The 23,860-nt window shown below is 41.3% G+C and carries 15 protein-coding genes; 7 read left to right on the top strand and 8 right to left on the bottom strand.

Going from position 1 to position 23,860, the window contains the following annotated elements; genetic code table 11:
- Positions 1–8 precede the first annotated feature (8 nt).
- Genes BLQ87_RS10390 through BLQ87_RS10400 form a run of 3 tightly spaced genes read right to left on the bottom strand, consistent with a single transcriptional unit; the run spans position 9 to position 6,775 of the window.
- Entirely contained in the window at positions 9–5,657 is a 5,649-nt protein-coding gene (locus tag BLQ87_RS10390) for a carbohydrate binding domain-containing protein (RefSeq protein WP_143010405.1), read from the bottom strand.
- Positions 5,658–5,667: 10 nt separating this feature from the next.
- Positions 5,668–6,246, bottom strand: a complete 579-nt coding sequence (locus BLQ87_RS10395; RefSeq protein WP_074606181.1) for a hypothetical protein — start codon at positions 6,244–6,246, stop codon at positions 5,668–5,670.
- Entirely contained in the window at positions 6,233–6,775 is a 543-nt protein-coding gene (locus BLQ87_RS10400) for an OmpH/Skp family outer membrane protein (RefSeq protein ID WP_074606183.1), read from the bottom strand. Before BLQ87_RS10400 ends, BLQ87_RS10395 begins: the two co-directional genes overlap by 14 nt.
- Positions 6,776–7,295: 520 nt before the next feature.
- Here BLQ87_RS10400 and BLQ87_RS10405 point away from each other — a divergent pair.
- Both BLQ87_RS10405 and BLQ87_RS10410 read left to right on the top strand, forming a co-directional pair.
- The gene (locus BLQ87_RS10405) at positions 7,296–8,600 is read left to right on the top strand and encodes an NAD(P)/FAD-dependent oxidoreductase (RefSeq protein ID WP_074606185.1); all 1,305 of its coding nucleotides are present in this window, start codon (positions 7,296–7,298) and stop codon (positions 8,598–8,600) included.
- Complete coding sequence (locus tag BLQ87_RS10410) at positions 8,578–9,441, top strand: hydroxymethylglutaryl-CoA lyase (protein WP_074606187.1); 864 nt, start codon at positions 8,578–8,580, stop codon at positions 9,439–9,441. Before BLQ87_RS10405 ends, BLQ87_RS10410 begins: the two co-directional genes overlap by 23 nt.
- A 29-nt stretch (positions 9,442–9,470) precedes the next feature.
- On the opposite strand, the gene BLQ87_RS10415 is transcribed toward BLQ87_RS10410, so the two are convergent.
- Positions 9,471–9,896, bottom strand: coding sequence for a GNAT family N-acetyltransferase (locus tag BLQ87_RS10415; protein WP_074606189.1), 426 nt, complete (start codon positions 9,894–9,896; stop codon positions 9,471–9,473).
- 294 nt (positions 9,897–10,190) lie between these two features.
- On the opposite strand from BLQ87_RS10415, the gene BLQ87_RS10420 reads away from it, so the two are divergent.
- Positions 10,191–12,101, top strand: a complete 1,911-nt coding sequence (locus tag BLQ87_RS10420; RefSeq protein ID WP_074606200.1) for a T9SS type B sorting domain-containing protein — start codon at positions 10,191–10,193, stop codon at positions 12,099–12,101.
- Between the two features lie 65 nt (positions 12,102–12,166).
- Here BLQ87_RS10420 and fbaA read toward each other — a convergent pair whose 3' ends face one another.
- A complete protein-coding gene (gene fbaA, locus BLQ87_RS10425) occupies positions 12,167–13,246 on the bottom strand; it encodes a class II fructose-bisphosphate aldolase (RefSeq protein ID WP_074606202.1) in 1,080 nt (359 codons plus the stop codon).
- 108 nt (positions 13,247–13,354) lie between these two features.
- Between fbaA and BLQ87_RS34325 the strand changes: the two genes are divergently transcribed.
- Complete coding sequence (locus BLQ87_RS34325; RefSeq protein ID WP_074606204.1) at positions 13,355–13,618, top strand: CBU_0592 family membrane protein; 264 nt, start codon at positions 13,355–13,357, stop codon at positions 13,616–13,618.
- Here the strand turns inward: BLQ87_RS34325 and BLQ87_RS10435 are convergent.
- Positions 13,557–14,213: a TetR family transcriptional regulator gene (locus BLQ87_RS10435; RefSeq protein ID WP_074606206.1), complete on the bottom strand. Its 657-nt coding sequence runs from the start codon at positions 14,211–14,213 to the stop codon at positions 13,557–13,559. The genes BLQ87_RS34325 and BLQ87_RS10435 overlap by 62 nt on opposite strands.
- Before the next feature lie 193 nt (positions 14,214–14,406).
- Between BLQ87_RS10435 and BLQ87_RS10440 the strand changes: the two genes are divergently transcribed.
- From BLQ87_RS10440 to accD, 3 genes are all read left to right on the top strand, one after another.
- Complete coding sequence (locus BLQ87_RS10440; RefSeq protein ID WP_074606210.1) at positions 14,407–17,670, top strand: SusC/RagA family TonB-linked outer membrane protein; 3,264 nt, start codon at positions 14,407–14,409, stop codon at positions 17,668–17,670.
- Between the two features lie 34 nt (positions 17,671–17,704).
- Complete coding sequence (locus BLQ87_RS10445) at positions 17,705–19,498, top strand: RagB/SusD family nutrient uptake outer membrane protein (RefSeq protein ID WP_074606212.1); 1,794 nt, start codon at positions 17,705–17,707, stop codon at positions 19,496–19,498.
- A 108-nt stretch (positions 19,499–19,606) separates the two neighbouring features.
- Positions 19,607–20,452, top strand: coding sequence for an acetyl-CoA carboxylase, carboxyltransferase subunit beta (accD, locus tag BLQ87_RS10450; RefSeq protein ID WP_074606214.1), 846 nt, complete (start codon positions 19,607–19,609; stop codon positions 20,450–20,452).
- A gap of 77 nt (positions 20,453–20,529) precedes the next feature.
- Here accD and BLQ87_RS10455 read toward each other — a convergent pair whose 3' ends face one another.
- Both BLQ87_RS10455 and BLQ87_RS10460 read right to left on the bottom strand, forming a co-directional pair.
- A complete protein-coding gene (locus BLQ87_RS10455) occupies positions 20,530–22,824 on the bottom strand; it encodes a GH92 family glycosyl hydrolase (RefSeq protein ID WP_074606927.1) in 2,295 nt (764 codons plus the stop codon).
- Between the two features lie 490 nt (positions 22,825–23,314).
- Complete coding sequence (locus BLQ87_RS10460) at positions 23,315–23,848, bottom strand: GNAT family N-acetyltransferase (RefSeq protein ID WP_074606215.1); 534 nt, start codon at positions 23,846–23,848, stop codon at positions 23,315–23,317.
- Positions 23,849–23,860: the final 12 nt, after the last annotated feature.

Raw genomic sequence — 23,860 nt, forward strand, 5'->3', positions numbered from 1 at the left:
AGAACGAATTAATATTCACATCCATATAGACTCACTTCAAAAAAGTCGGAACTGCTGGTCCCATCAGTAAACTTATAAACAAAGAAGCAGTAGTACCCTTGATTTTGATGATACTCTGAGCGGACAAACTCCTTCGTACCAATTTCACATTGGCCATTCACATATTTTCTATCCATTCCAACACAATTTGTAGGATTAGCACCACATTCTGAAGCGCTGCCTATGACAACCCATCTATATTGCTGGTAGCTTGAACTCAATGGATTGGTATCCATCTGCTCTCTCTCCCTTAGCCCGGTAAAAGCAGAATTTACAGACTGACAGCGCATATTACTGGTAAATTGCCAGATTGCTTTCAGAGACTTAGCATAATTATAAGTGCTCTCCGTAATGAGTTTTACACCATATCCAAAAGTCTCCCGATAAGTTTTTGTTAATCTTCCCTGACTATCATATAGAAATTTGGTAAAGATGTTATTGTTGTCCAACGTATAATCCAGTTCACCTGTATTGTTGTTGTATACATAAGCATTCATGCTGGCATTAATTGGTTTGAACCTTAGGTCATCAAAATAAGATTCGCCAGTACCATTATTAATACAACCTATTTCCAGACTGACATTGGCTGTTACTAAATTTCCCGGAATTTGCAGATTCACCTGATACCATTCTCCAGCTTTCTTTTTAGCGTCTACAATTCCGTAATTTAATGTCCCACCATTAATACGATAATACAGATTCGAACTTAATGGATCACCGGTATTCTTCATCCAAACTGAAGCCGAATAACTTCTTCCCGGCTTTAAATTACCGCCATTTACAGTATAGGAAACACCACTCTTACCCGGACTTAATCTTGCCGATTTATTTCCTGTGTGACTCAAGTTCGATACAACAACAGCCCCTCCCAATGAAAATTCTCTTGCCAGACGTGTGCCCTTGATCTCCCCGTCTTCAAACCCAGAATAATTCATTTCATAATACCTGGAGGCGCTTGCAGTTGCCACAACTTTGGATTGGTTATACCCCATTCTTGTTGCCGCATAATGATTGTTTATATCCTTCAGTTCCAGAGCACTTGAATATCTATTATAGAGCGTAATTTCTGATGTCAAGCTCCATCCAGGTAGATTGGCTCCTCCATTAAATATAGAGGCAAAATCATTAAGGCTGGTCATTGCACCTCCCCTTGTCTGAGGCATCCACTGATAAGCCTGATGCTTCCTCCAGATATTAGGCTGACTACTATGTGCGTCTTTCGTATTTATTTTATTTTCTTCGTCATTGAGCATCGTTAACTGATTACTCCAGGTATTTGCCGAAGCAGACATAACACCAATCGGATTGTTGTTCTGATCTACTTTAAACACAAGCTCTTCAGCAATCTGAATCAGCATATTTGCATTTTTTGAATTGTTAAACTTCAACCCCATCTCCGGATAAATTCTATAAGCTGATTTCTTTTCCGAGACGAAACGATTCCCCATCCCATCAATTGTCAAGGTTTTTATTGGTTGACCGGAATAAAAATCATAAGCTAATGTCTGGCTACCCGATTGTATGCCCGTTTTATAATCTATCGAGGTTGTCCCTGTAGCAACAGTCGGAAATGTTGCGCGCGTAGTCATTACAAGTCTGCTTTTTCCATCATTATAACGACCTTCAGCAATGCGTTCCATAACCAATCCCTGATTGTTATATTTTGCCAACAGTGTTCCATATTCATCTTCATTAGATCGTGCTGAATTACCTAATTGCTCATCGTGTAAATAGTGATTAATCGTTTCGCTTAGCTTACTTCCATCTCCATCATATTTTATTATCCGACGAAGATTACCAATACGACTGGTATAGTTTTTCAGCGTAATCTTAGAATATTCTTTATAATTATCAGCTTGCTGGTTCAGTTTTTTCAGGCCAATCATCCCTTCGTTAAAAATTTCAAATTGATACTGTGATTTACCGATTTGCTGAACTTTCTGACCGTCAGATGTACGCTCAGAAGTCACAGATACAAACTCGTACATCACACCCGGAGCCGGAATATCCCTTGCCACCCCCAATAGTTTCGAAAAGGATTTCAGCAAAGTTTTCTGATAGGCCGGATTATTTCCAATTCTAACATTAAGATCAACTCCCAAAGGCTCATAAGCAGTCGTTCCCGAGCTGAGTTGTATATTGTGAGGCAAATTATAATTATAATTTATAGCCATACTGACTCCAGTAATTGGTTCATTATTGATCACACTTTTTACCCGTAAGCCGCCCCCTAAGTTATTTCCAATTCCACCTGCAGACATATTTCCTTCATGAAAAGAGGTAAAACTAGAACCCGATTGGACCGGAAACAATTCACTGCAAAAAGCCGCATCATTTATAATGACAAAATTTTCTCCCACCTCTGTTACGATTAAAGTTGGCTGTTCTCCTGAAGACGCAGTCACATCTACATATCTCGTTTCCAATCCATTATCACCATATTCATCGTATTGAGAAGTCCCGGTAAGGCTTAACTGCACCTTATCCCCAGGTTTTATAAAATCTCGCAAGTCAATTCCAAAGTCACCGGTCGAAACCGCTCTAAAAAACGTATCATTTATTTTCTCTACTCCGGAAACCTGTATTGAAGCATTTCTATACAGTGCAACACGACTATACGTATCGGATTCATAAACAATATCAGTAGTCATACCTAAGGCATGATGAATCCTCCTTAAAGACCAAACATCCGCCGATTGAGAAGAGGCTTTTGAAGGCAGACGGGAAAGATTCTCATTACCAACAAAAAATTGATAATCAGCCTTAAACATACCCCACATGTCATAATTATCCGAATTATAGGGAGGGTTTTTAGTTGTAGTCCATGAATATTGATCACTGCTGGCCACTATCGGTGGGTCCAAATCTAGAAATTTCACCTCCATGTTTTTTGTAAAGTTCGCCGCTCCAAAAGGCAAGTCATCAGCTTGCTTAATCAACCCATAAAACAAGGCCCCATTAAAACTAAACTTAATGATATCTCCGGGTTTAAAATCTTCATTAGAATCCTTAAGAACATTTGAAATACTGAACTTAAAAATACTTGAATTGGCCTTTTTACCGTTAAAAACCACTTTATTTGAGCTTTTTATTAAGTCGGTGGGAATATCATAATCAAACTCCATTGGTGGAACACTTGCTTCCCCACCTTTACCCAAAAAAGTCAGGCTATTCAAGGTAAGTTTACCTAACCTCGGGTAAGGAATTGTATTCACATTAGGCTCCTCATATATGGATCCATTTTCATCAAAGCTATTTGGTGTCTTTGGACAAAGACTGTAATCATATCCGAAATTTATTTTTCTTAAAATTTGTCCATTCATATCGGGGAGTTCCTCAATATCATACTTATCCACAACATTATAGCCTAAATGGGCAGTCGATTTATTGTACCTTCCGGAAGACGAACGAATATCAGCCAGGCTTCTATTCATGGAGCTGTTCGTGAAAAGAAGTATATTATTTAACCGAAGTTCAGAAGTTGGAAGACCGTCATAAGGTGTATATGCTCCACCGACTCCCGTTCCCTTACCATCTGCCCTGATCTCTTTTTCAAAAAGAGCAGTATGGCTCGGTGTGACAACCGCATCCAAATAATATAATTCCTTTTTTCCAGAGGAATGGTACTTAAACCGGGCATCTAAATCTTTTTTAAACCCTAATCCAGGATTCCGCCAAGTATAGTTCTGAGACCATTTTCCATACTCGAAACTAACCCAATAACCCCAGTCTCCCTGATCTGTCAAGCCATTACTGTTAATATCAACATAATCAGGTCCTGTCACAGCAGTGAGGAGCCAACTGGTTGCATAGGGATTTGCCCGTGATTGTAAATTATAGGTATTCACACCCGATATATTCTCCGTTCTTGTAGACTCATCGTATGCATAAACAGGTAGTGCGTAATGATAAGTGACTCCACTTTCATTGGTAACCATAAATCCGCCAATTCTTTTATCTGCAGATGAAATAGAACTACCATTTGGATTTCTTGCCCGATCGAAGCCAACAGCGGCAGTATTTATGAATCCCTTAAGCTTTGCCGATCCGTTTTTAATTTCATCATTAGAAAAATATTCAATATTTCTTGAAGAAGCTAACCGTTCAGATGCTGGATCATATCCGTAATTACCATCGTTGTTTCCATACTTAGGGGTCAAATCAAAATTCATAACATTTCCACTGAAATCAGTGTCTTGTTGAGTGTAAGAATTAGAGAAATCATTAACAAACCGAAAATTTAGCTTAGAAGGGTTATTCGTGTGATAAACCTCAAATGTCTGTTCTTCCCAATAATATCGTTCCTCATAGGAATCCCATACTTCCACCATCTCGGTATAAGAACTTACAGTACCTCTATTGGTTGTATTCCCTCTCCAGGCATGCTTTCCTTTTCCTACCACATCCAACTGATAGCCATAAGGTCTGATATACCCCCCAATCCCCTGCCCCAAAACGGAATAAACATCGTAGTCAGGAAAGGTACCTCCATTTGACTTTATTGGATCATTTTTCGCTAAAAGACTATAATTCGGGTCATTGATATCAGCCAGATAATAAGTATCAAACTCTGAACGATAAGGTGCTTCTCCTTTTGTCGCAGGATAATTGAGTGTTCCATATGTAGGAACTGAAGCCGTTTCATCCGACCAGTACCGAACATAATTACGTTTTAAAGAGATCGAAATTCCAAACCACACTGGTATCGTGATTCCCCAGCCTCTTGTTTTAGTTTGAATTCTTCCTGCATTCACATTTTCTACACTGCTATATCCACCGATAGCAGAAAGGCTAACTCCTCCTCCTCCAGAACCAAGGGAAGCACCCAATAAAGATGTTGACATATCCCCAAACGCTGAGTTCTCATACTGTTTTCCTCTACTTAACGAAGCACTTATATCCGCTCCCATCCCTACAGATATTCCTTTTGAATTCGCAGAAAAACCTAGCCCAATCCCACCATTTAAATTTATTCCATTCGCTCCGGCAAGTTTTACTCCAACGCCCAGCCCACCGGTAATAGAGGTTCCTCCGAAGGGATCTACAGAAAGACCAATAGATGCAGAAGCTCCTACTCCCGGAACAAGGTTAAATCCAGCGGATAACCCAACAAAACCTCCAATCCCGGTTCCCAGGAAGGTGTCATGTGATACTGTCAAACCAATTTCCGCAGATAATGCTCCAATAATCCCTACATTTACGCCAACAGACGTGGTGGTTCTTTCGCCACCGGCCCAATAATCCCTGACCACATTTTGCTCTCCGTTGAAATCATCAGGAAATCCATTAACCGTTCTGTTTATCGCTCCTGGGTTTAAACCCCACCCTAATCCGACCCAGGAAGCTTCTTCTCCGGGCATAATTCCTGCATGATAAGATAAAGACAATGGATATCCCCCTTCTGGTCCGGGAATGTCGAGAAGCGGAATGTTGTACGCTAAATCTCCACTAAATAAATTCACCATATCAGTGGTATCTACCGGCTCAAAACTTGTCGCATTCGGATTTTCAGGTCCTGAGGTCAAAGCAAATGCAATCCCGGGAACCAGAATATTATTGAGGAAACAGAACAGCAACGTAACTGCGACCGTTTTTTTTAAAATAGAGCTTCTGAACATTTTCATTCGATTAATCGGTAACTTTTATACTATTAAATCTTTCAATATCACGCTTCTTAAAAAGAAATTTCTTATCTCCTTCGCCAAATCCGATCTCAGAAACAATCAATTCTAAATCGCTATATTTTTCCATCTTCTTAAAAACAATCAACAGATTATTTGAGGCGCCAGTTCCATAAGTATTCATAAAATAGCTATTGACCAAATCGGCAGTGTCCCCTCTACTGGTCAAAACACAGTATTGCTTTGCATTAAAAGAAAGGTTACTCACTAATTGTGCGTACCTGTCGAAATCTACAGTTTGACCCAGGGCTTCCCTACCCTTATTACTAAAAGAAAGCATAAAATAACTTAGAGAGTCCCCGTCAAAAGATGATTTTTTACGGTTAACATAATTCAGAAGTAGTTCTTTCTTTAAAACGTAAGCTTCTATTTTAAAACCGTCTTTACCATCAATCACTTTTTTAAGGCCATGATCTTCATTTTGCACATAAGAAAGTAATTCTTTCCTCGTCAATTCCTTGTTGGTACAGGAAAAACAAACAGCAGAAATCAGGAACAATAAAAGCTGTTGACTATAGTTTCTCATTGGCTGCTTTTAATACCTGATCGGTGATGTCAAATTTCTCTTTAGAAAAAGCAATGGTGCCCGATGGATTCGCAATAAGGATCATATCATACCCATTTTTATTTCCATATTCTTTCAGAAATTCATTCAATTTGATCATCGCTTTTTGAGTCAACTTACTTTCTTCCTGCTTCAGGGACTCCATCATAGAAGATTGATAATCGGACAACTGACGCTTATGAAACCGAACCGAATCCACAAGCTGTTTATATCTTGCTTTGTCATTTCTATTTTGATCAATTTTCATCATATCAATCTTTACTCTTGCAGACAACGTATCTGTCCGACTTTTATATAATTCTACTTTTTTCTCAAACTCGACCTTTGCCTCTTTTATTCCCTTATAATCATTGTAAATCTTCATTGAATCGATATAAGCAATTTTGTTCCCTCCTGAAATCTGTTTAAAAAGCAGAAACAACAGCAGCAATACCACGAATACATAAGACACCGTAAATACATTTATTCCATTTTTGAAATTCTTATTCATTATTATATTATTAATTTATTTGTTACCTGGTGTTATTTTACTCTAAAATTTCCACTAATGACAAAGACTAATTCATCTTATCAGTGAAGTTAACCAAATTAAAAAGACATTGAAATCTGCAGAAAAACCGAAGCTTCTGTTGACATAGCACACAAAAAAATACCGCAAAAAACTTAAAAACAACACAATACAAGAATACACAGGAAGTGATAGAGATGAAAATCATCCCACGATACGTATAACAAGAGGGTATTTTTTTTGAGAGCATATGTAAGAATTGACGAGCTTATTAAAAACAATTCATTTATGAGTGAAATGTATGAAACATATATGACACTCGCAACCCACCAAATGTTAAATAATTAATTTTATACTCTTTTATTATCAAATCAGACTAACAGTAAAGAACAAATTTTTCCATCACAATTCTTATCCTTACAATTTTGACATTATTTAAGCAAAGATTATTCTTTTTGGACACCTTTTTGATTGTTATGTATCTTTACGAAAACAGATCATTATGGAGCAACATTTTCCAAAAGGCAACAAAACCAGAATAGTAATTGTAGGCGGAGGATTTGGAGGTATAGAACTGGCAAAAAAATTAAGAAACAAGGATATTGAAATCATCATGGTAGACAAACACAACTACCATACTTTCCAGCCCCTACTCTACCAGGTGGCTACCGGTGGCCTCGAAGCAGACTCCATTGCATTCCCACTCAGAAAGATTTTTAAAGGTCAAAAGAACCTGACCTTCCGCGTAGCTGAAGTAAAAAAGGTAAGCCCGGAAAACAACTATATAGCAACCTCCATAGGCACCATTGATTACGACCATCTGGTCCTTGCCACAGGCTCTACCAGCAATTTCTTCGGAAACACCGAGATCGAAGACAATGCAATGCCGATGAAATCTATCCCTGAAGCATTAAACCTGAGAAGTCTGATTTTGCAGAATTTAGAAGCGGCACAAATTGCCCCGGATGCCCTTACCGCAAATGAGCTGCTTAGCTTTGTAGTGGTGGGTGGCGGCCCAACGGGCGTGGAGACCGCGGGTGCGATTGCTGAATTAAAAAAACATGTGCTAAAAAGTGATTATCCGGAACTGGATATCAATAAAGTTCACATTTACCTGATTGAAGGATCTCCCGAATTATTAGGTGCGATGTCGCCTCAGGCTCAAAAGAAAGCCCACGATTTTCTGACAGAACTCGGCGTCAAAATTATGACAGAGTCCAGAGTTCAGTCTTTTAACGGAAAGGAGTTGTCACTTGCTGATGGGCAGAAAATACCTTCCTCAAATGTCATCTGGTCTGCCGGAGTTAAAGGCGTCGTTTTAGAGGGCCTAAGCGGGGATGCAGTAGTTAGGGGAAACCGGCTGAAAGTAAATGAGATCAACAAAGTAGAACACTATGAAAACATTTATGCCATAGGCGATGTAGCAGCAATGATCACGGAAGAATTTCCGAACGGACATCCTGGCGTAGCCCCTGCCGCAATCCAGCAAGGAAAACTACTGGCAAAAAATCTGTTGAACATCATAGAAAAGAAACCCACAGAAAACTTTAAGTATTTTGACAAAGGAGCGATGGCAACCGTTGGAAGAAACCGCGCAGTAGTTGACCTTCATAAGATTAGATTTCAGGGGGTATTCGCATGGTTTACCTGGATGTTTGTACATTTGATGACGCTCGTAGGCTTCAGAAATAAACTCGTGGTTTTTGTAAACTGGGTCTGGAGTTATTTTAGTTACGACCGCGGAACCCGATTAATCATTCGCCCATACCACAAGAAAGAACAACATGAACCAGCAAAAATCGATTAAATTAATAGAATGCCCAAGGGATGCCATGCAGGGTATCCACCACTTCATTGATACCGACCTGAAAGCGGAATACATCAATTTACTATTACAAGTGGGCTTTGACACCATCGATTTTGGCAGTTTTGTTTCTCCAAAAGCCATCCCTCAACTCAAGGATACGGCCGAAGTACTCTCCAAACTGGACCTGAGCCAGTCAAAGTCTAAACTGTTAGCCATTGTAGCCAATTTAAGGGGTGTAGAAGAGGCTGTGAAATATAAAGAGATCAGTTACCTCGGTTTTCCTTTTTCGATCTCTGAGACCTTCCAAATGCGCAACACCAATTCCACGATTGCGGCCTCACTGGATACGGTAAAACAAATGCTGGAACTTTGTGACCAAAATGATAAAACTGCAGTGGTTTATTTATCTATGGGTTTCGGAAATCCTTACGGAGATGAATGGAACGAGGAAATCGTAGAAAACTGGGCAGGCATACTCGCAGAAAACGGGGTTAAGATTTTATCATTGTCTGATACCACCGGCGTATCCTCTCCCGAAAAGATAAAAGCAATCTTACCCGGACTGATTGCAAAATTCCCCCAGATAGAAGTAGGCGTCCATTTACACAGTACTCCGGAAACAAGAATTGAAAAAATAGAGGCTGCCTATGAAAGTGGCTGCTTACGCTTTGACAGTGCATTAAAAGGCTTTGGAGGCTGTCCGATGGCTACTGATGACCTGACAGGAAACCTGGCCACAGAAGACCTGATCTGGTTCCTGGAAAGCAAAGGAGAAAAACTAAACCTGAATATGGAAAAATGGAAAGCTGCAGTACAGCTCTCCTCAAAAATTTTCCTGTAATATCATTCCAGGGTAGATCCTTCCGGCTTCTACCCTTTTTTAACCATTTTAAAATGTTGAATTCCCGCTTCTTCAAACTGCGGTCCTTCCGCTACAAAGCCAAACCGGGCATATAAAGGCATAGCCGTTAACTGCGCATTCAAATAAATATAATGCGCATCTTCAGGAAGGTCGGACAACGCAGCGGCAACCAATGCCTGCCCAATTCGTTTCCCTCTGAATTCCTGCAACACCGCAAACCTTTCCAGCTTATAACCGTTCTCTGTTTTTCTCCAGCGACAAGCGCCGCAAGGTTGATTGTCCATCAATGCAAGAAAATGAACCGATTCTTCTTCATGCTCCCATTCCAGTTCAGGCGGGCAATTTTGTTCCTCTACAAAGACCGTCTTTCTGATCGCGAATACCTTTTCCAGTTCTTCCTTATTCGTTGCCTTATTTACAAACAGTGTTTCCATATTTAACAGATTTATACAAATATGCTAAAAATCTAATGGATGGATCGTTCCGGAATGGAAACAAGATTAATGACAAAATTTTGAAATTAAATTCATTAAAATATTCAATACATAATTATAATGAATCAATCAGCAAATCATTGTCATTCAAACACTTGGTTAACACAAAACATCTTTTTAGATTAGAGGAATGTCTTTAATTCAGAGGGGGGATACCTCTGTAATCTTTGTTTTGCAAGCTCAAAAATACCGCTGCAAAACGTTGATTTATATCGGGACTAACTGAAACAAAAGATGAATAAAACTATTCTTACGGTCACTGTATGCTGTTTTCTCAGCTGCATTACCAAAACATTTTCACAGACCTGCCAGGGAAGTCTTGGCGATCCGGTAGTTCATATTGATTTTGGAAGGGGCAGCAATTTTTTTGGTCCTCCATTGGGCAGCAATACAAGTTATACTTATGTAGCCTCCGGACAACCTTCTGATGGCTCTTATACCATTGAAAAAAGTGTAAATAGTGGTGGAGCCTGGTATTTACTACCCAATCATACCCCAAACGATCCGGACGGTTACCTGATGATGATCAACGCCAGCTATAACCCGGGCATTTTTTATGAAACTGATGTGGCTACAGACTTATGCCCAAATACAACTTATGAATTTGCCGCCTGGGTATCCAACCTGCTTGCATTTTCGGGGATAAAACCCAACCTGACCTTTGTCATCCTCGCCATGGACAACCAGGTATTGAGTACCTATAGCACCGGTGATATTGCGGAAAGTTCCAGCCCCACCTGGAAACAATATGGTTTTTTATTCTCTACACCTGCTAATGTGAACAGGGTCAAAATCAGGATCATTAACAATGCACCCGGTGGTAGCGGGAACGACCTGGCTTTAGATGATATCACTTTCAGGGCCTGCGGTCCCGCCATCACTGCTGGAGTAAACAACACCAGCCAGACAGAAAAAACCATTTGTGAAGATGAAAATACCCCCATATCTATTTCCGCTCAGGTAACGGGATCTGCAAGCCTTCAATACCTGTGGCAAAGGGATAGTGGCAGTGGATGGGTTGATCTTAGCAATGAGACCAGCACACAAATGACGATTCCTGCTCAATCTTTGCCGCCAGGCACTTACCAATATCGTATGGTGGCCGCTGAAGCAACGAACTTTAGTTCTCCGGCATGCAGAACCGCCTCTCCGATTGTCAAAGTTCAGGTAAACCCTACGCCAAAACCCCTGGTAACTGATCATCAAAGGGTTTGTATCGGAAACGCAATTATCCTGGAACTAAATGGCACAGAAGGCACATATTCCTGGACCGGGCCCAATAATTACAGTTCAACAGCCAGATCACCGGTCATTGAAAATGCCACCTTGTCACATTCCGGAGTTTACCAGGTAACGGTTACTTCCGGTGATTGTTCGGCTGTTGCACAAATCAATGTTGAAGTTTTCCCGCCAAATATTGCCGTTGTCGATGAACAGTCTGTCGACATTTGTGAAGGTGCATCGATTGGACTCCAGGCCTCCGGAGGAGTCACTTATAAATGGGCACCATCAACCGGATTATCAGCTACAGACGTAGCCAACCCGATTGCTTCACCCACCATAACCACCGTATATGGCGTCACAGTTTCCAACGGTGCCTGTGAAAACACCGTTTATGTCATTGTCAATGTATATAAAAAAGCGGTCGCTGATGCGGGGAGCAACAGGTCAATCATCGAGGGACAATCCATCACCCTGAATGGTAAAATTTCCGGCGATCATGTCCGCTATTTCTGGACACCTTCCAATTATCTGGATGATCCATCGAAACTGAATCCTATAGCCAATCCGCCACAAGACATGACTTACACCCTGAATGTCTGGTCTGAAAAGGGCTGCCCGGGTGCAAGCTCCGATGTCTCCATTAAAGTATATAAGAAACTGGAAATTCCGAATACCATTACCCCCAACGGCGACGGCATTAATGATGTCTGGAATATTGCAGCCCTGGAATCTTATCCCGAGGCTGAGATTAAAATTGTAAACCGGTATGGCGAACGGATTTTCAGTTCCGGATCTTCTGGTCCGAAAAGTTGGGATGGGAAACGAAAAGGCGTAAACGTCCCGGTAGGAACCTATTACTATATGATCGATCTGCATGACGGACAAAAAACCCTTACCGGATCCATTACCATTCTAAGGTAAGTACGGCACATAAAAAAGCGCACTGAAAATAAATTCAGCGCGCTTTTTAAGCTCATCAATAAAACTTATAGTTTATCGCTTGCGTCTTTACAGTTTAAGTCTTCAAAAGCCTGAGTTAAACGTTTAACAAAAGCTTCTTCACCTTTACGTAACCATACGCGTGGATCATAATATTTCTTATTTGGTTTATCTTCTCCATCAGGGTTACCGATCTGGCCTTGAAGATAAGCTTCATTAGCAGTGTAATAATCTAAGATACCTTCCCAGAATGCCCATTGCATATCTGTATCGATATTCATTTTGATTGCTCCATAAGAAATCGCTTCTCTGATTTCTTCCTGAGAAGAACCTGATCCGCCATGGAATACAAAATTGATAGGTTTTTCAGCAGTCAATCCGAATTTTTCTTTGATAAAGTCCTGAGAGTTTTTAAGAATTACCGGTTGTAATTTTACGTTACCTGGTTTATAAACTCCGTGAACATTACCAAAAGCAGCAGCTACAGTAAATTTATCACTTACTTTACTCAATTCTTCGTAAGCATAAGCTACTTCTGAAGGCTGAGTATATAATTTAGAGCTATCTACATCGCTGTTGTCTACACCATCTTCTTCACCACCTGTTACACCAAGTTCGATTTCAATGGTCATCCCCATCTTTGCCATACGGGCAAGATATTTAGCAGAGATCTCCATATTTTCTTCGATAGACTCTTCAGATAAATCAAGCATATGAGAAGAGAACAATGGTTTACCGTGCTCCGCGAAGAATTTTTCTCCGTGGTCTAACAATCCGTCGATCCATGGCAATAATTTCTTAGCCGCATGATCCGTATGTAATACGACCGCAACACCATAATGTTCTGCTAATAAATGAACGTGTTTAGCAGCAGATACCGCTCCCAATACACAGGCATTTAAGTTATCATTATTCAATGTCTTTCCTGCGTAAAATTGAGCACCGCCATTTGACAGCTGAATCATAACAGGTGAATTAACCGCCTTTGCCGTTTCCATTACCGCATTAATGGTATTGGTACCGGTAACATTTACTGCAGGTAATGCAAACTGATGTTTTTTAGCCTGTTCAAATAGTTCCTGAACGGCATCTCCGTAAATTACGCCTTTATAGCCTTTTAAACTCATTTTTTATAATTTTTTATATGCCGAAGTTATGAAAAATATCACGCTGACCAAATCTAAGGACAACAAAATCTAAACTTATTTAATAACTTTAACCCGACACATCTTATTATGCTACAGACCTTATTCACTTGCATTGGCTGGCTCGGAGTCATATTCTGTACTTTGGGCTATTTCTTATTAAGCATTAAGGTCCTCACTGCAGAGTCCCGGATTTTCCAATTACTGAACATTGTTGGTGGCCTTTGCCTGGTCACGATTGCATTAGAGAGTAACGATCTGCCAAATGCGGTAGCGAACCTGCTTTGGATGTTTATAGGTCTGTATGCACTTGGCCGCCAATTAAAGAATCAGCGGAATCCGTCGAAGAAATAGCAGGGGCTATACCTAAAATCTGATAGGCCTTATTCTTATAATAATCCAACCGTTCTCCATAAGCCTGCTTATCACTCTCCAGAGAAAGGTAAAAATAAGCACCGTCTACCAATACAAAAATCAAGTCAGCAGTACCTTGCGGGTCTGCAATCTTTAACGTATTTGCTTTATTGCACTGGTCAATGATCGTGGCCAGCGTAAACCGAAGAGAATCGAGAATTGCTTTATACTTTACCTTGATCTTCTTCTCACGGAAAGCCAGGGCATAAAAGGTATAGAAAAGCCCGTCATCAAACAGGAGGTTCCATTTTTTAGAAAAGAGCATTTCTATTGTTTTCTGCAGGTCCAAAATCGTGCCCCCTTTCTTTTGTTCTACCGTAAAAATCAGCAGATACCTTTCCAGGATATAATCTATTAATGCGTAAGTCAGGTCTTCCTTGGTCTCAAAATAGTGGATCACAAGACTTGGATTGATGTCCATCACCTTCGCAATCTTTGCGATTGAGGTATTCTCATACCCTTCTTTTTTGGCAACCTTATAAAACACTTTTATAATTTCCCGCTGTCTTTCTTCTTTAAGACTTTTTCTGCCCATACTGTTAAATAGTTCTGATAAGCCAAACTACTCAAAAGTAATGTTATCACACAAATTTATTTTAATAGATTGAATGAATGTTCAATTAAATTATTAATTTGATCTTAACATTGAAATAACATGAGCACAAGAACTTAGTGCCGCCTTGAAGGGGATAAATTTCTAACCAAACAAACTTAATATTAATGTTATTATGAAAAAAAAATTACCATTTTCTCCGGAATGGAGGAACAAGGTGTATCCATTATTTTGGACGATCTGCCTCCTGTTCAGCAGCACCATCTGCTTTGCACAGACCATCACTTTAAAGGGTGTAGTTAAAGATGCAGAGACCAACGGTCCGATTCCTTCGGTCAATGTCAGCGTCAAAGGAACTGCCCTCCGGGCGAGCACCGATGCAAACGGAAATTATGTGCTCAACACGGTCCCTTCCGGGTCGACTATCCTCTTTACTTACATTGGATACAAACAGGAAGAAAGAAAACTTAGCGGCCAAACGCAACTCAACATCAGCCTGAGCCCGGATTACGGCAAACTGAATGAAGTAGTCGTGGTTGGTTTCGGAAGCAAGAAAAAGATAAACATTGCAGGAGCCATAGACCAGATATCAGGTAAAGCACTGGAATCCCGTCCCTCAGCCAATGTGGTACAGGCGCTTCAGGGATTGAGCCCGGGCCTGAACATCACTTATGGAGGTGGCGCACCGGGAACTATTCCTGTCATCAACATCAGGGGCTATACTTCCATCAACGGAGGATCTCCTTTGGTTGTTATTGATGGAATTCCTGCGACGAGCACCGATGATATGCTCCGCTTAAATCCTTCGGATATCTCTTCATTTACGGTATTAAGAGATGCAGCTTCAGCAGCCATTTATGGTGCCAGAGCAGCTTTCGGAGTAATTCTGATCACCACAAAACAAGGTGCTATTGGAAAACAAACCATCAGCTACAATACCTATGCTTCCTGGGGAAAACCTACCCGCCTTCCTGAACCGGTAACCGATCCTTATATTTTTTCGAGAGTTTTGGAAACAGCCACGGACAATACCCCCTGGGATTACGTAAATTATTCAGATGAGCATTACCGCTGGGCAAAGGAAAGGTCTGAAAATCCATCTATAGCAGATACCAGAATAGACCCTAAAGATCCTACAAAATGGGCTTATATGGGCAGTAACGACTGGTATGACTACTTCTTCAATAAAGCCAGTTTCTCTCAAAACCATTCTCTTGCCTTTTCAGGTGGAGTCAACATCAACGAGAAGCCATTAAGCTATTACCTTTCCGCTGATTATACCAGAGAGAATGGTCTGAATAAGCTAACCGACGATTTCTGGGATAGATACGGACTTCGTTCAAAACTGGGTTTCTCCCCGTTAAACTGGCTTAAACTGGACAACAACCTCAATATTTACGAGACAAAAAAGGCATTGCCGAATGCCGGCCTCACCGATCTTTACTACTTAAGGCCTACTGATGTGGCTAAAAATCCCGACGGAACCTGGGCAAATACAGGAGCAGGTAACCTTGCAGCACGTCTGACAGATGGAGGCAAGAATCTGGAAAATATGATCGGATTCCAGAACATCACCAGCGCAACTGCTACCTTTTTGAACGGCGATCTACAAGTAAATGGTGATGCTTCCTTTAAAAGGGAACTGTGGAAATACCATTTCGATTCCAAAAAATACAACATCGGCTATGGCCCGAATGATGTGAGGCTGTCTGGAGGAAATGGTTTTGTGACAGAGAACAATGGCTATCTGTATACTAACGCATTCAACTTATATACGACCTACAAAAAAACCATTGGTGATCACTTTTTCAGCGCCATGGCCGGTTATAACAGCGAAAATTACCGATACTCGAAGGTTAATGCTTCAAGACAAGGGCTGATATCTTCATCATTGCCTTACCTCAGCCTGACCAGCGGGGAAATGAGCGTTGGGGCTGGTTATGAAGCCTATGCAACGACGAGTGCATTTGGCCGCTTAAATTATACCTTTAAAGACCGCTATATTTTAGAAGCAACAGGAAGGTATGATGGCTCCTCCCGCTTTCCCATTTCCAGACGATGGGGATTCTTCCCTTCTGTTTCCGGAGCATGGATCGCAAGTGCGGAAGAGTTCTTTCAACCGCTTGCCAATGTGCTTTCGACCTTTAAGATCCGTACTTCTTATGGTAATCTTGGAAATCAAAACCCCTCTTCCGATGCTTACCTGAGAGATTTCGGATACATCCAGACTTTACCTACAGGCGCTTCACCATACCTCATCAATGGATCGCAGCAACAGGTGATCACCAATGCTCCGGCCCTGGCTGTAGATCCAAACACCTATACCTGGGAAAAGGTATCCACATTGAATATCGGTACAGACATCGGATTGTTTAAAGACAAGTTCCTCATTGCATTTGATTATTTCATTCGCGATACCAGGGGAATGCTAACTGCAGCTCAGGAATTGCCAGGAGTCCTTGGAACAGCTGTGCCTAAACAAAATGCGGCGGATTTAAGAACAAAAGGCTGGGAGCTCTCGGTAACCTACAGAGACCGTTTTGACCTGGGATCCAAACCTTTTAGTTTCGAGACCAAATTTACCCTTGCCGATTCCCGTGCCAAGATCACCAAATTCAAAAACAATCAGAAGCTCTTTTCTGCTTATCGTGAAGACCAATACATAGGCGAGATCTGGGGCCTGGAAAATGATGGCTTATTTCAGAATAAAGAGGAAATCGCCGCTTTAAATCAAAAGAGTATTGTACCATGGGGAGCCCTGGATATCGTTCCTGGCTGGCCTAAATACAAAGACCTGAACGGCGATCATAAGATAGAAAAAGGCCTGAGCAGTAACGACCCTAAAGACCTCAGAATTATCGGTAACAGCACAGACCGTTACACGGTTGGCGCGAACCTGAATATGGACTGGAATGGTTTCGACTTAGGGATATTCCTTCAGGGTGTACTAAAAAGAGATTTTTACCCGCACCATTACCTCTTCTGGGGACCTTACCAACAGCCTTATGCCAACGTATATCCATGGAACCTGAACTTTTACAGGGGCGCAGCTGATTCTCCGGAGCAAAGGGCAAAACACTCTGCTTCTTATATCGCCGCTGGTCTGGCCGATGCAAACCTTAATTCTGAATATCCGGTATTGCAATCCTGGCTGGCAGATGCCAACACTGGTCAGGGCTTAGATATCCCACAAACAAAATACCTGTTAAATGGTGCTTACCTAAGGATCAAAAATATAACAATGGGTTATACCTTACCGGCACAGATCACCAAACGCCTTAAACTTGGTCGCCTTCGCGTATATGTATCCGGAGAAAATCTTTATGAATTCTCTGCCATCAAAAAATATGTAGATCCGGAAGCAGTAAACCAGGGTGCAAGTGCCTGGGCATACCCTTTCCAGAGAAAATATGCAGTTGGTCTGAATCTGGACTTTTAACCATCAGGTATTCATTATTATTAAAAAATCAGTCATGAAGAAAAATATATATATCGCATTCATCGTTCTCATAGGCAGTCTAACGGCCTGCAAAAAAGGAGATCTGGATCGCTTTCCACAAACACAAATTGCCCCCAATATCTTCTTTAATACAGAAGAGGACCTTTCTTTGTACGTTAATGGTCTACTCTCGCAACCAGACCGGGACAGCTACCTGAACGACCAGAGTAGCGATAATGTGGCCACCACTGCCGCAGTAGAAGTAAAAAGCGTCATGGGAGGAAATGCCAACGCACAAAACATTACCAGCGGATGGACCTGGGGCAGGTTGCGCAATATCAATTACTTTTTGGAGAATTACAATAAAGCCAAAGTTAGTGCTGAAGTCAAAAATCACTATGTTGGACTGGCCAGGTATTACCGGGCAGAATTTTACCTGGACAAGGTGAAACGCTTCTCAGATGTCCCATGGTATTCAAACACCCTGAATCCAGGTGATGATGACAAGTTACTCAAAGCACGGGATTCCCGCGCCCTGGTGATGGATAGCGTAATGGCCGACCTGGATTTCGCTTACAAAAACACGAGGGAAAAAGTGCTCAGCGGAACACCTGGAAAATGGTCTGTAGCAACACTGTATGCCCGTGCTGCACTTTACGAAGGTACTTACCGTAAATACCATGATGAGCTCAACCTAAAAAGTACCGCCAATACTTTTCTTGAAACTGCAGCAAGAGTAGCCGGAGAAATCATGGCTTCCAATAAATTTTCCATCTATAACACGAATAAACCGGAACAGGATTATGCGGCTTTATTTGGAAGTCCGGATCTGAGTACAAACCCTGAAATCATTCTGGTTAATGCTTTTGACATGAGCAAAAACAGAAGCCAAAACGTCAACGGTGTCGTTTTTGGTGATTATGAACAGGCACCGGCAAAAGACCTGATTCAAAGTTACCTGATGAAGGATGGCAGCCGCTTCACTGACCTTCCTGATTATAATAAAATCAGCTTTGTCAAAGAATTCGAAAACCGCGATGCCCGCCTGATGCAAACCATGGCTTATCCCGGATGGATCAGGGTTCCGGATACGAAACCTTATATCCAGAGTTTAAATAAAAACTTCACTGGTTATCATCAATTGAAAGGCTATGTAAACAGCATCGACCAAAGCATTCTGAATGGCGTAGATTTCCCGGTTTACCGCTATGCAGAAGTATTGCTGACTTATGCGGAAGCATTGGCCGAGCTCGGCACATTAAACCAGGCTCAGCTGGATCAATCGGTCAACCTGCTTAGAAAAAGAGCCGGACAGCCCAACCTCAATATGGGCGCAGCAAATGCGAACCCGGATCCATTGATGATACAACAGTTTCAAAATGTAAACTCAAATGTTGGGGTCATTCTGGAAATCAGAAGAGAACGCAGAATAGAGTTTGCTTTTGAAAACACCAGATATGACGACATCATGCGCTGGAAAGCAGGGAAACTGTTGGCCAAAAGTCCGGAGGGCATGTACTTCCAGGGTTTAGGCAAATATGACCTGACCGGAGATGGTATAGAAGACATCATTTTGATAGACCGCTCCATGACCGTTCCTGCAGAAGATAAAAAAGAATCCAATTCTTTAGGCGTAAAACTCATGTATTACCGTACCGGGGCAATCGGCACCGATGCTACAGTTTACCTGAAAAACGGAACTGCAGGAGGCCTTATTGTGACCGAATCCGTACCCCGTAACTTTGAGGAGCCTAAGTATTATTACCGCCCTGTTCCACAACAACAAGTACTTTTAAATCCAAATCTGAAACAAATATTCGGTTGGTAAACACCTGTTTCTTAACTGCCTCATCATAAAGTATGAGGCAGTTAGAAACTAGGGCTTCCGTTCTAATTTTTTTTTGTTTCTTTGTACTCGCATTTTTCAACAAATAACATGGCTTGGTTTAAGAGAGAAAAAAAAGGTATCAGTACACTGACAGAAGAAAAAAAAGAAGCGCCAGACGGTTTATGGAACAAGTGTCCTAATTGTAAAAAAGCACTCCACAGTGCCGATCTGGTTGAAAATAAATACGTTTGCCAATATTGTGATTTTCATTTAAGGGTAGGATCAAAAGAATATTTTCAGGTATTATTTGATAATGATGAGTTCACAGAGCTTTTCCCGAACCTGACTTCAGGTGACCCATTGAACTTTACAGACAGTAAACCTTATGTAGACCGATTGGTAGAAAGTCAGGCTAAGACCGGCTTAAAAGATGCCATCAGAGCTGCACATGGCAAAATCGAAGGTCAGGACCTGGTCATTGCCTGTATGGACTTCAATTTCATTGGCGGATCGATGGGATCAGTAGTAGGTGAAAAAATCGCCCGTTCTATTGATTATTCCATCAAACATAAAATTCCATTCCTGATGATCTCCAAATCCGGAGGTGCCCGAATGATGGAAGCCGCATTCTCTTTAATGCAAATGGCTAAAACTTCGGCTAAATTAGCCCTGTTAAGCCAGGCAAAAATCCCTTACATCTCTTTACTCACAGATCCGACAACAGGTGGTGTAACCGCTTCATATGCGATGCTGGGCGATATTAATATTGCTGAGCCTGGTGCATTAATCGGTTTTGCAGGCCCAAGGGTAATTAAAGAGACGATTAAGAAAGATCTTCCTAAAGGATTTCAAACTGCAGAATTTGTGCAGGAACATGGTTTCCTTGATTTTATTGTTGACCGCAGGGCGATGAAAGCTAAGTTAGCCGCCTTCCTTAAAATGCTCAACAACTAATAAAATTCTACTAAAAAAGAGAGGCCGTATCAATAGTTTATGATACGGCCTCTCTTTTTTTATACCCTTTATTTCCGTTATTTATTCGGATCAGTAGAGAAAGAGTAAGGGAAATCGGTTTCCTTAGTTCCTCTTTGTTTATTCGGCGTCGCAGACATGTTAAAGTCTAAAGTTGCTCCTTTAGTTAGCTCTGAATGGCTCAACCAGTTTTTAGGATAAGCAGTACCATTGTATTTAAGGCCCTGAACATACTTATTGTCTGCACTGTTATTGGCGGCATTGATCGTTACCGTTTTGCCGTTTTCCAGGTTCAACGTTACCTTTTTAAATAAAGGTGCACCAAGTACATACTGATCTGTTGCAGGAGTTACCGGATAAAAGCCCATCGCAGAGAAAATATACCATGCAGAAGTCTGCCCGTTATCTTCATCTCCACAATAGCCATCAGGTGTCGCTTTATACATGCGGTCCATCGTTTCTCTTACCCAATATTGCGTTTTCCATGGTGCTCCGGCATAATTATAAAGATAGATCATGTGCTGGATCGGTTGGTTACCATGTGCATACTGCCCCATATTGGCAATCTGCATTTCGCGGATTTCATGGATCACACTTCCATAATAGCTTTCGTCATATACCGGAGGCAGGCTAAACACAGAATCGAGTTTGCTGACAAACTTTTCTTTACCGCCCATCAACTTCGATAATCCGTCGATGTCCTGAAATACGGACCAGGAATAATGCCAGCTGTTTCCTTCTGTAAATGCATCACCCCATTTAAAAGGATTAAACGGCGACTGAAATGAACCATCTTTATTTTTACCCCTCATCAATCCAGTCGAAGGATCGAACAGGTTTTTATAGTTCATACTGCGTTTTGCATATAGGTCAAGCTCCGCCTTTGGCTTTTTCAATGCTTTACCCAATTGATAAATGGTAAAGTCATCGTAAGCATATTCTAAAGTACGCGCTGCATTCTCATTGATTTTCACATCATAGGGAACATATCCCAATTCATTGTAATACTTCACCCCTGCTCTTCCTACAGCCTCTAAAGGACCTTCATTATTGGCACCATGCGTCAATGCATCATACAAGGTATTGATGTCGTAACCGCGAAGGCCTTTAATATAAGCATCAGCCACCACAGAAGCAGAGTTGTTTCCAACCATTACATTTGCATATCCCGGGCTCGACCATTCCGGTAACCATCCTCCTTCTTTATAGTCATTGATCAGTCCTTCCTGCATTTCTTTATTGATCGAAGGATATACCAGATTCAGGAAGGGATATAATGCCCTGAAAGTATCCCAGAATCCTGTTCCGGCAAACATATAACCCGGTAAAATCTTTCCATTATAAGGACTCCAGTGTACAATCTTATTGCTGGCATCCAATTCATATAGCTTATTTGGAAAGAATAAAGTCCGGTAAAAGCTGGAGTAAAAGGTTCTGGTCTGGTCTACTGTTCCACCTTCAACAGCTACCCTGCTCAGTGTTTTATTCCAGACAGCTTTTGCTTTTGCTTTAGTGGCATCGAAAGAATCATTCGCCAGCTCTCGCTTTAAGTTCAGTTCTGCCTGCTCAAAGCTGATGAAAGAGGAAGCCACTTTCATGGTCACCTTTTCTCCTTTTGCCGTTTTAAATCCGACAATAGCACCGGAATGATCTGCTTTGATTTCCAGCTCATCCTTTAGCAGTTCTTTCCCTTTCCAGGCATTTGCCGAGCTGAAGTCCTTGTCAAAATACGCTACAAAATAATTTTTGAAGTTCTCCGGAGTTAACTTATGACTATGTCTGGTGGTATAACCAATGATTTTTCTTTCCTTAGGGAAGATCTTAATGTAGGACCCTTTATCGAAAGCATCCAATACCACAAAAGAGCTGTCGGATTTTGGAAAAGTGAACCTGAACTGAGCCGCTCTTTCGGTTGGTGTAATCTCCGTTGTCACATCTGCATCTGCAAGGTAAACGCTATAATAATAAGGTTTTGCAACTTCTGCTTTATGGGAATACCAGCTGGCGCGATCGTCCTGCTCAAACTTCTTTTTTCCAGTTACCGGCATGATAGAGAATTGCCCGTAATCATTCATCCATGGAGATGGCTGATGGGTTTGCTTAAACCCACGGATTTTATCGGCATCGTAAGTATATGCCCAGCCGTCGCCCATTTTACCGGTCTGAGGAGTCCAGAAATTCATCCCCCATGGTAAAGCAATGGTGGGATAGGTATTTCCGTTAGACATAGAAGGCTTGCTGGCTGTTCCCATTAATGGATTGATCCATTCTACAGGATCGCTCAGTTTGCCAACTGTTTGCGCAAACGCCGAAGAGCAGCCTGCAATTAATAATGCGGTTAGGTATCGTTTCATCATTGTGGTCTTGAATAATTAAAATTATACTATTTGGTTTAAAATCTTGCTTCTCCTGTACGAAATCGGCACAAAGCGGAATTCCAATGTCGTCACAGTCGGATTCTTCTGCTGTTATTTCCTACCTATTTTTATCTAAAAACGTTTTAGCTAAGCTCTAAAGTAATAGATTTTTATGGAATAACTAAATAAAAAGTATAACATTTTAGTTAAAGAGCCCGGTCGGTAGTAAAACGTTTTATTTATTGAGTTGATAGGTCTTGAAATTAAGCATCAAAAAGGTAAAAACCAGGATCATATTCAGTCCAATTCCTGTTTTACCTATACAGGTTCTAACCTAGGTCTAAACTCGGTCTATACTCGGTGATGACCCGCTTGGAAGCGTGTTAAAGGCGGGTAAGCAACGCGGAAATATGGAGTATAAATCAAGTGATTTCCGACACTGTTTCCAGGCAGTTAAAAAGAAGATATCATGTGTGTTAAAACCAACTTAACGAGCCGGCGTCAGATAGACTTTATTTTTGATCTTTTCGGCAAGCGGACTGGCGTCCTGATCGGACAACATCCTGTTGCTCATCAACAAAAATGGAAAAGATGCTTTCGGGTTGCCGTAAGCGGGCTGCCGGTAAGGAAGAGACAGGATATGATAACCTAATCTTTCATAAAAAACGATCCTTCTAATGGAAAAAGAATCTTCAGGATGTTCCACTTCCAGGATAATTGTTCCCGGCAGCTGTTCCTTATAGTGGTTCAGCACAAGTGCACCATAATTCTGACCGCGAAGTGCAGCATCAATGGCAAAATGCTCGATAAAAAAACAATCGTCAATTTCCCACCAGGTGATCAAACCAATGTTTTGATCTGCAGTATACACCAGATCAAGGTGCATCTCTCTGGTATCCGGAACCAGCTGAAGAAGAGCTGCCCAGTCCCTCCGCTCATGCGGAGGGAAGGCATCCTCATATAAGGTCTTTATAAAAGTCAGCGCCGGATCGTTTACCGACGTGATGCGTTGAAACTGCATAAAAATATTGCC

The organism is Pedobacter steynii (assembly GCF_900103665.1).
Lineage (GTDB): Bacteria > Bacteroidota > Bacteroidia > Sphingobacteriales > Sphingobacteriaceae > Pedobacter > Pedobacter steynii.

Coding starts and splice junctions, on each gene's coding strand:
- BLQ87_RS10455 (WP_074606927.1), bottom strand. CDS start 22,824: ATGAAACGATACCTAACCGCATTATTAATTGCAGGCTGCTCTTCGGCG.
- BLQ87_RS10460 (WP_074606215.1), bottom strand. CDS start 23,848: ATGCAGTTTCAACGCATCACGTCGGTAAACGATCCGGCGCTGACTTTT.
- BLQ87_RS10410 (WP_074606187.1), top strand. CDS start 8,578: ATGAACCAGCAAAAATCGATTAAATTAATAGAATGCCCAAGGGATGCC.
- BLQ87_RS10415 (WP_074606189.1), bottom strand. CDS start 9,896: ATGGAAACACTGTTTGTAAATAAGGCAACGAATAAGGAAGAACTGGAA.
- BLQ87_RS10400 (WP_074606183.1), bottom strand. CDS start 6,775: ATGAATAAGAATTTCAAAAATGGAATAAATGTATTTACGGTGTCTTAT.
- BLQ87_RS10395 (WP_074606181.1), bottom strand. CDS start 6,246: ATGAGAAACTATAGTCAACAGCTTTTATTGTTCCTGATTTCTGCTGTT.
- BLQ87_RS10435 (WP_074606206.1), bottom strand. CDS start 14,213: ATGGGCAGAAAAAGTCTTAAAGAAGAAAGACAGCGGGAAATTATAAAA.
- BLQ87_RS10390 (WP_143010405.1), bottom strand. CDS start 5,657: ATGTTCAGAAGCTCTATTTTAAAAAAAACGGTCGCAGTTACGTTGCTG.
- BLQ87_RS10405 (WP_074606185.1), top strand. CDS start 7,296: ATGGAGCAACATTTTCCAAAAGGCAACAAAACCAGAATAGTAATTGTA.
- fbaA (WP_074606202.1), bottom strand. CDS start 13,246: ATGAGTTTAAAAGGCTATAAAGGCGTAATTTACGGAGATGCCGTTCAG.
- accD (WP_074606214.1), top strand. CDS start 19,607: ATGGCTTGGTTTAAGAGAGAAAAAAAAGGTATCAGTACACTGACAGAA.
- BLQ87_RS34325 (WP_074606204.1), top strand. CDS start 13,355: ATGCTACAGACCTTATTCACTTGCATTGGCTGGCTCGGAGTCATATTC.
- BLQ87_RS10445 (WP_074606212.1), top strand. CDS start 17,705: ATGAAGAAAAATATATATATCGCATTCATCGTTCTCATAGGCAGTCTA.
- BLQ87_RS10440 (WP_074606210.1), top strand. CDS start 14,407: ATGAAAAAAAAATTACCATTTTCTCCGGAATGGAGGAACAAGGTGTAT.
- BLQ87_RS10420 (WP_074606200.1), top strand. CDS start 10,191: ATGAATAAAACTATTCTTACGGTCACTGTATGCTGTTTTCTCAGCTGC.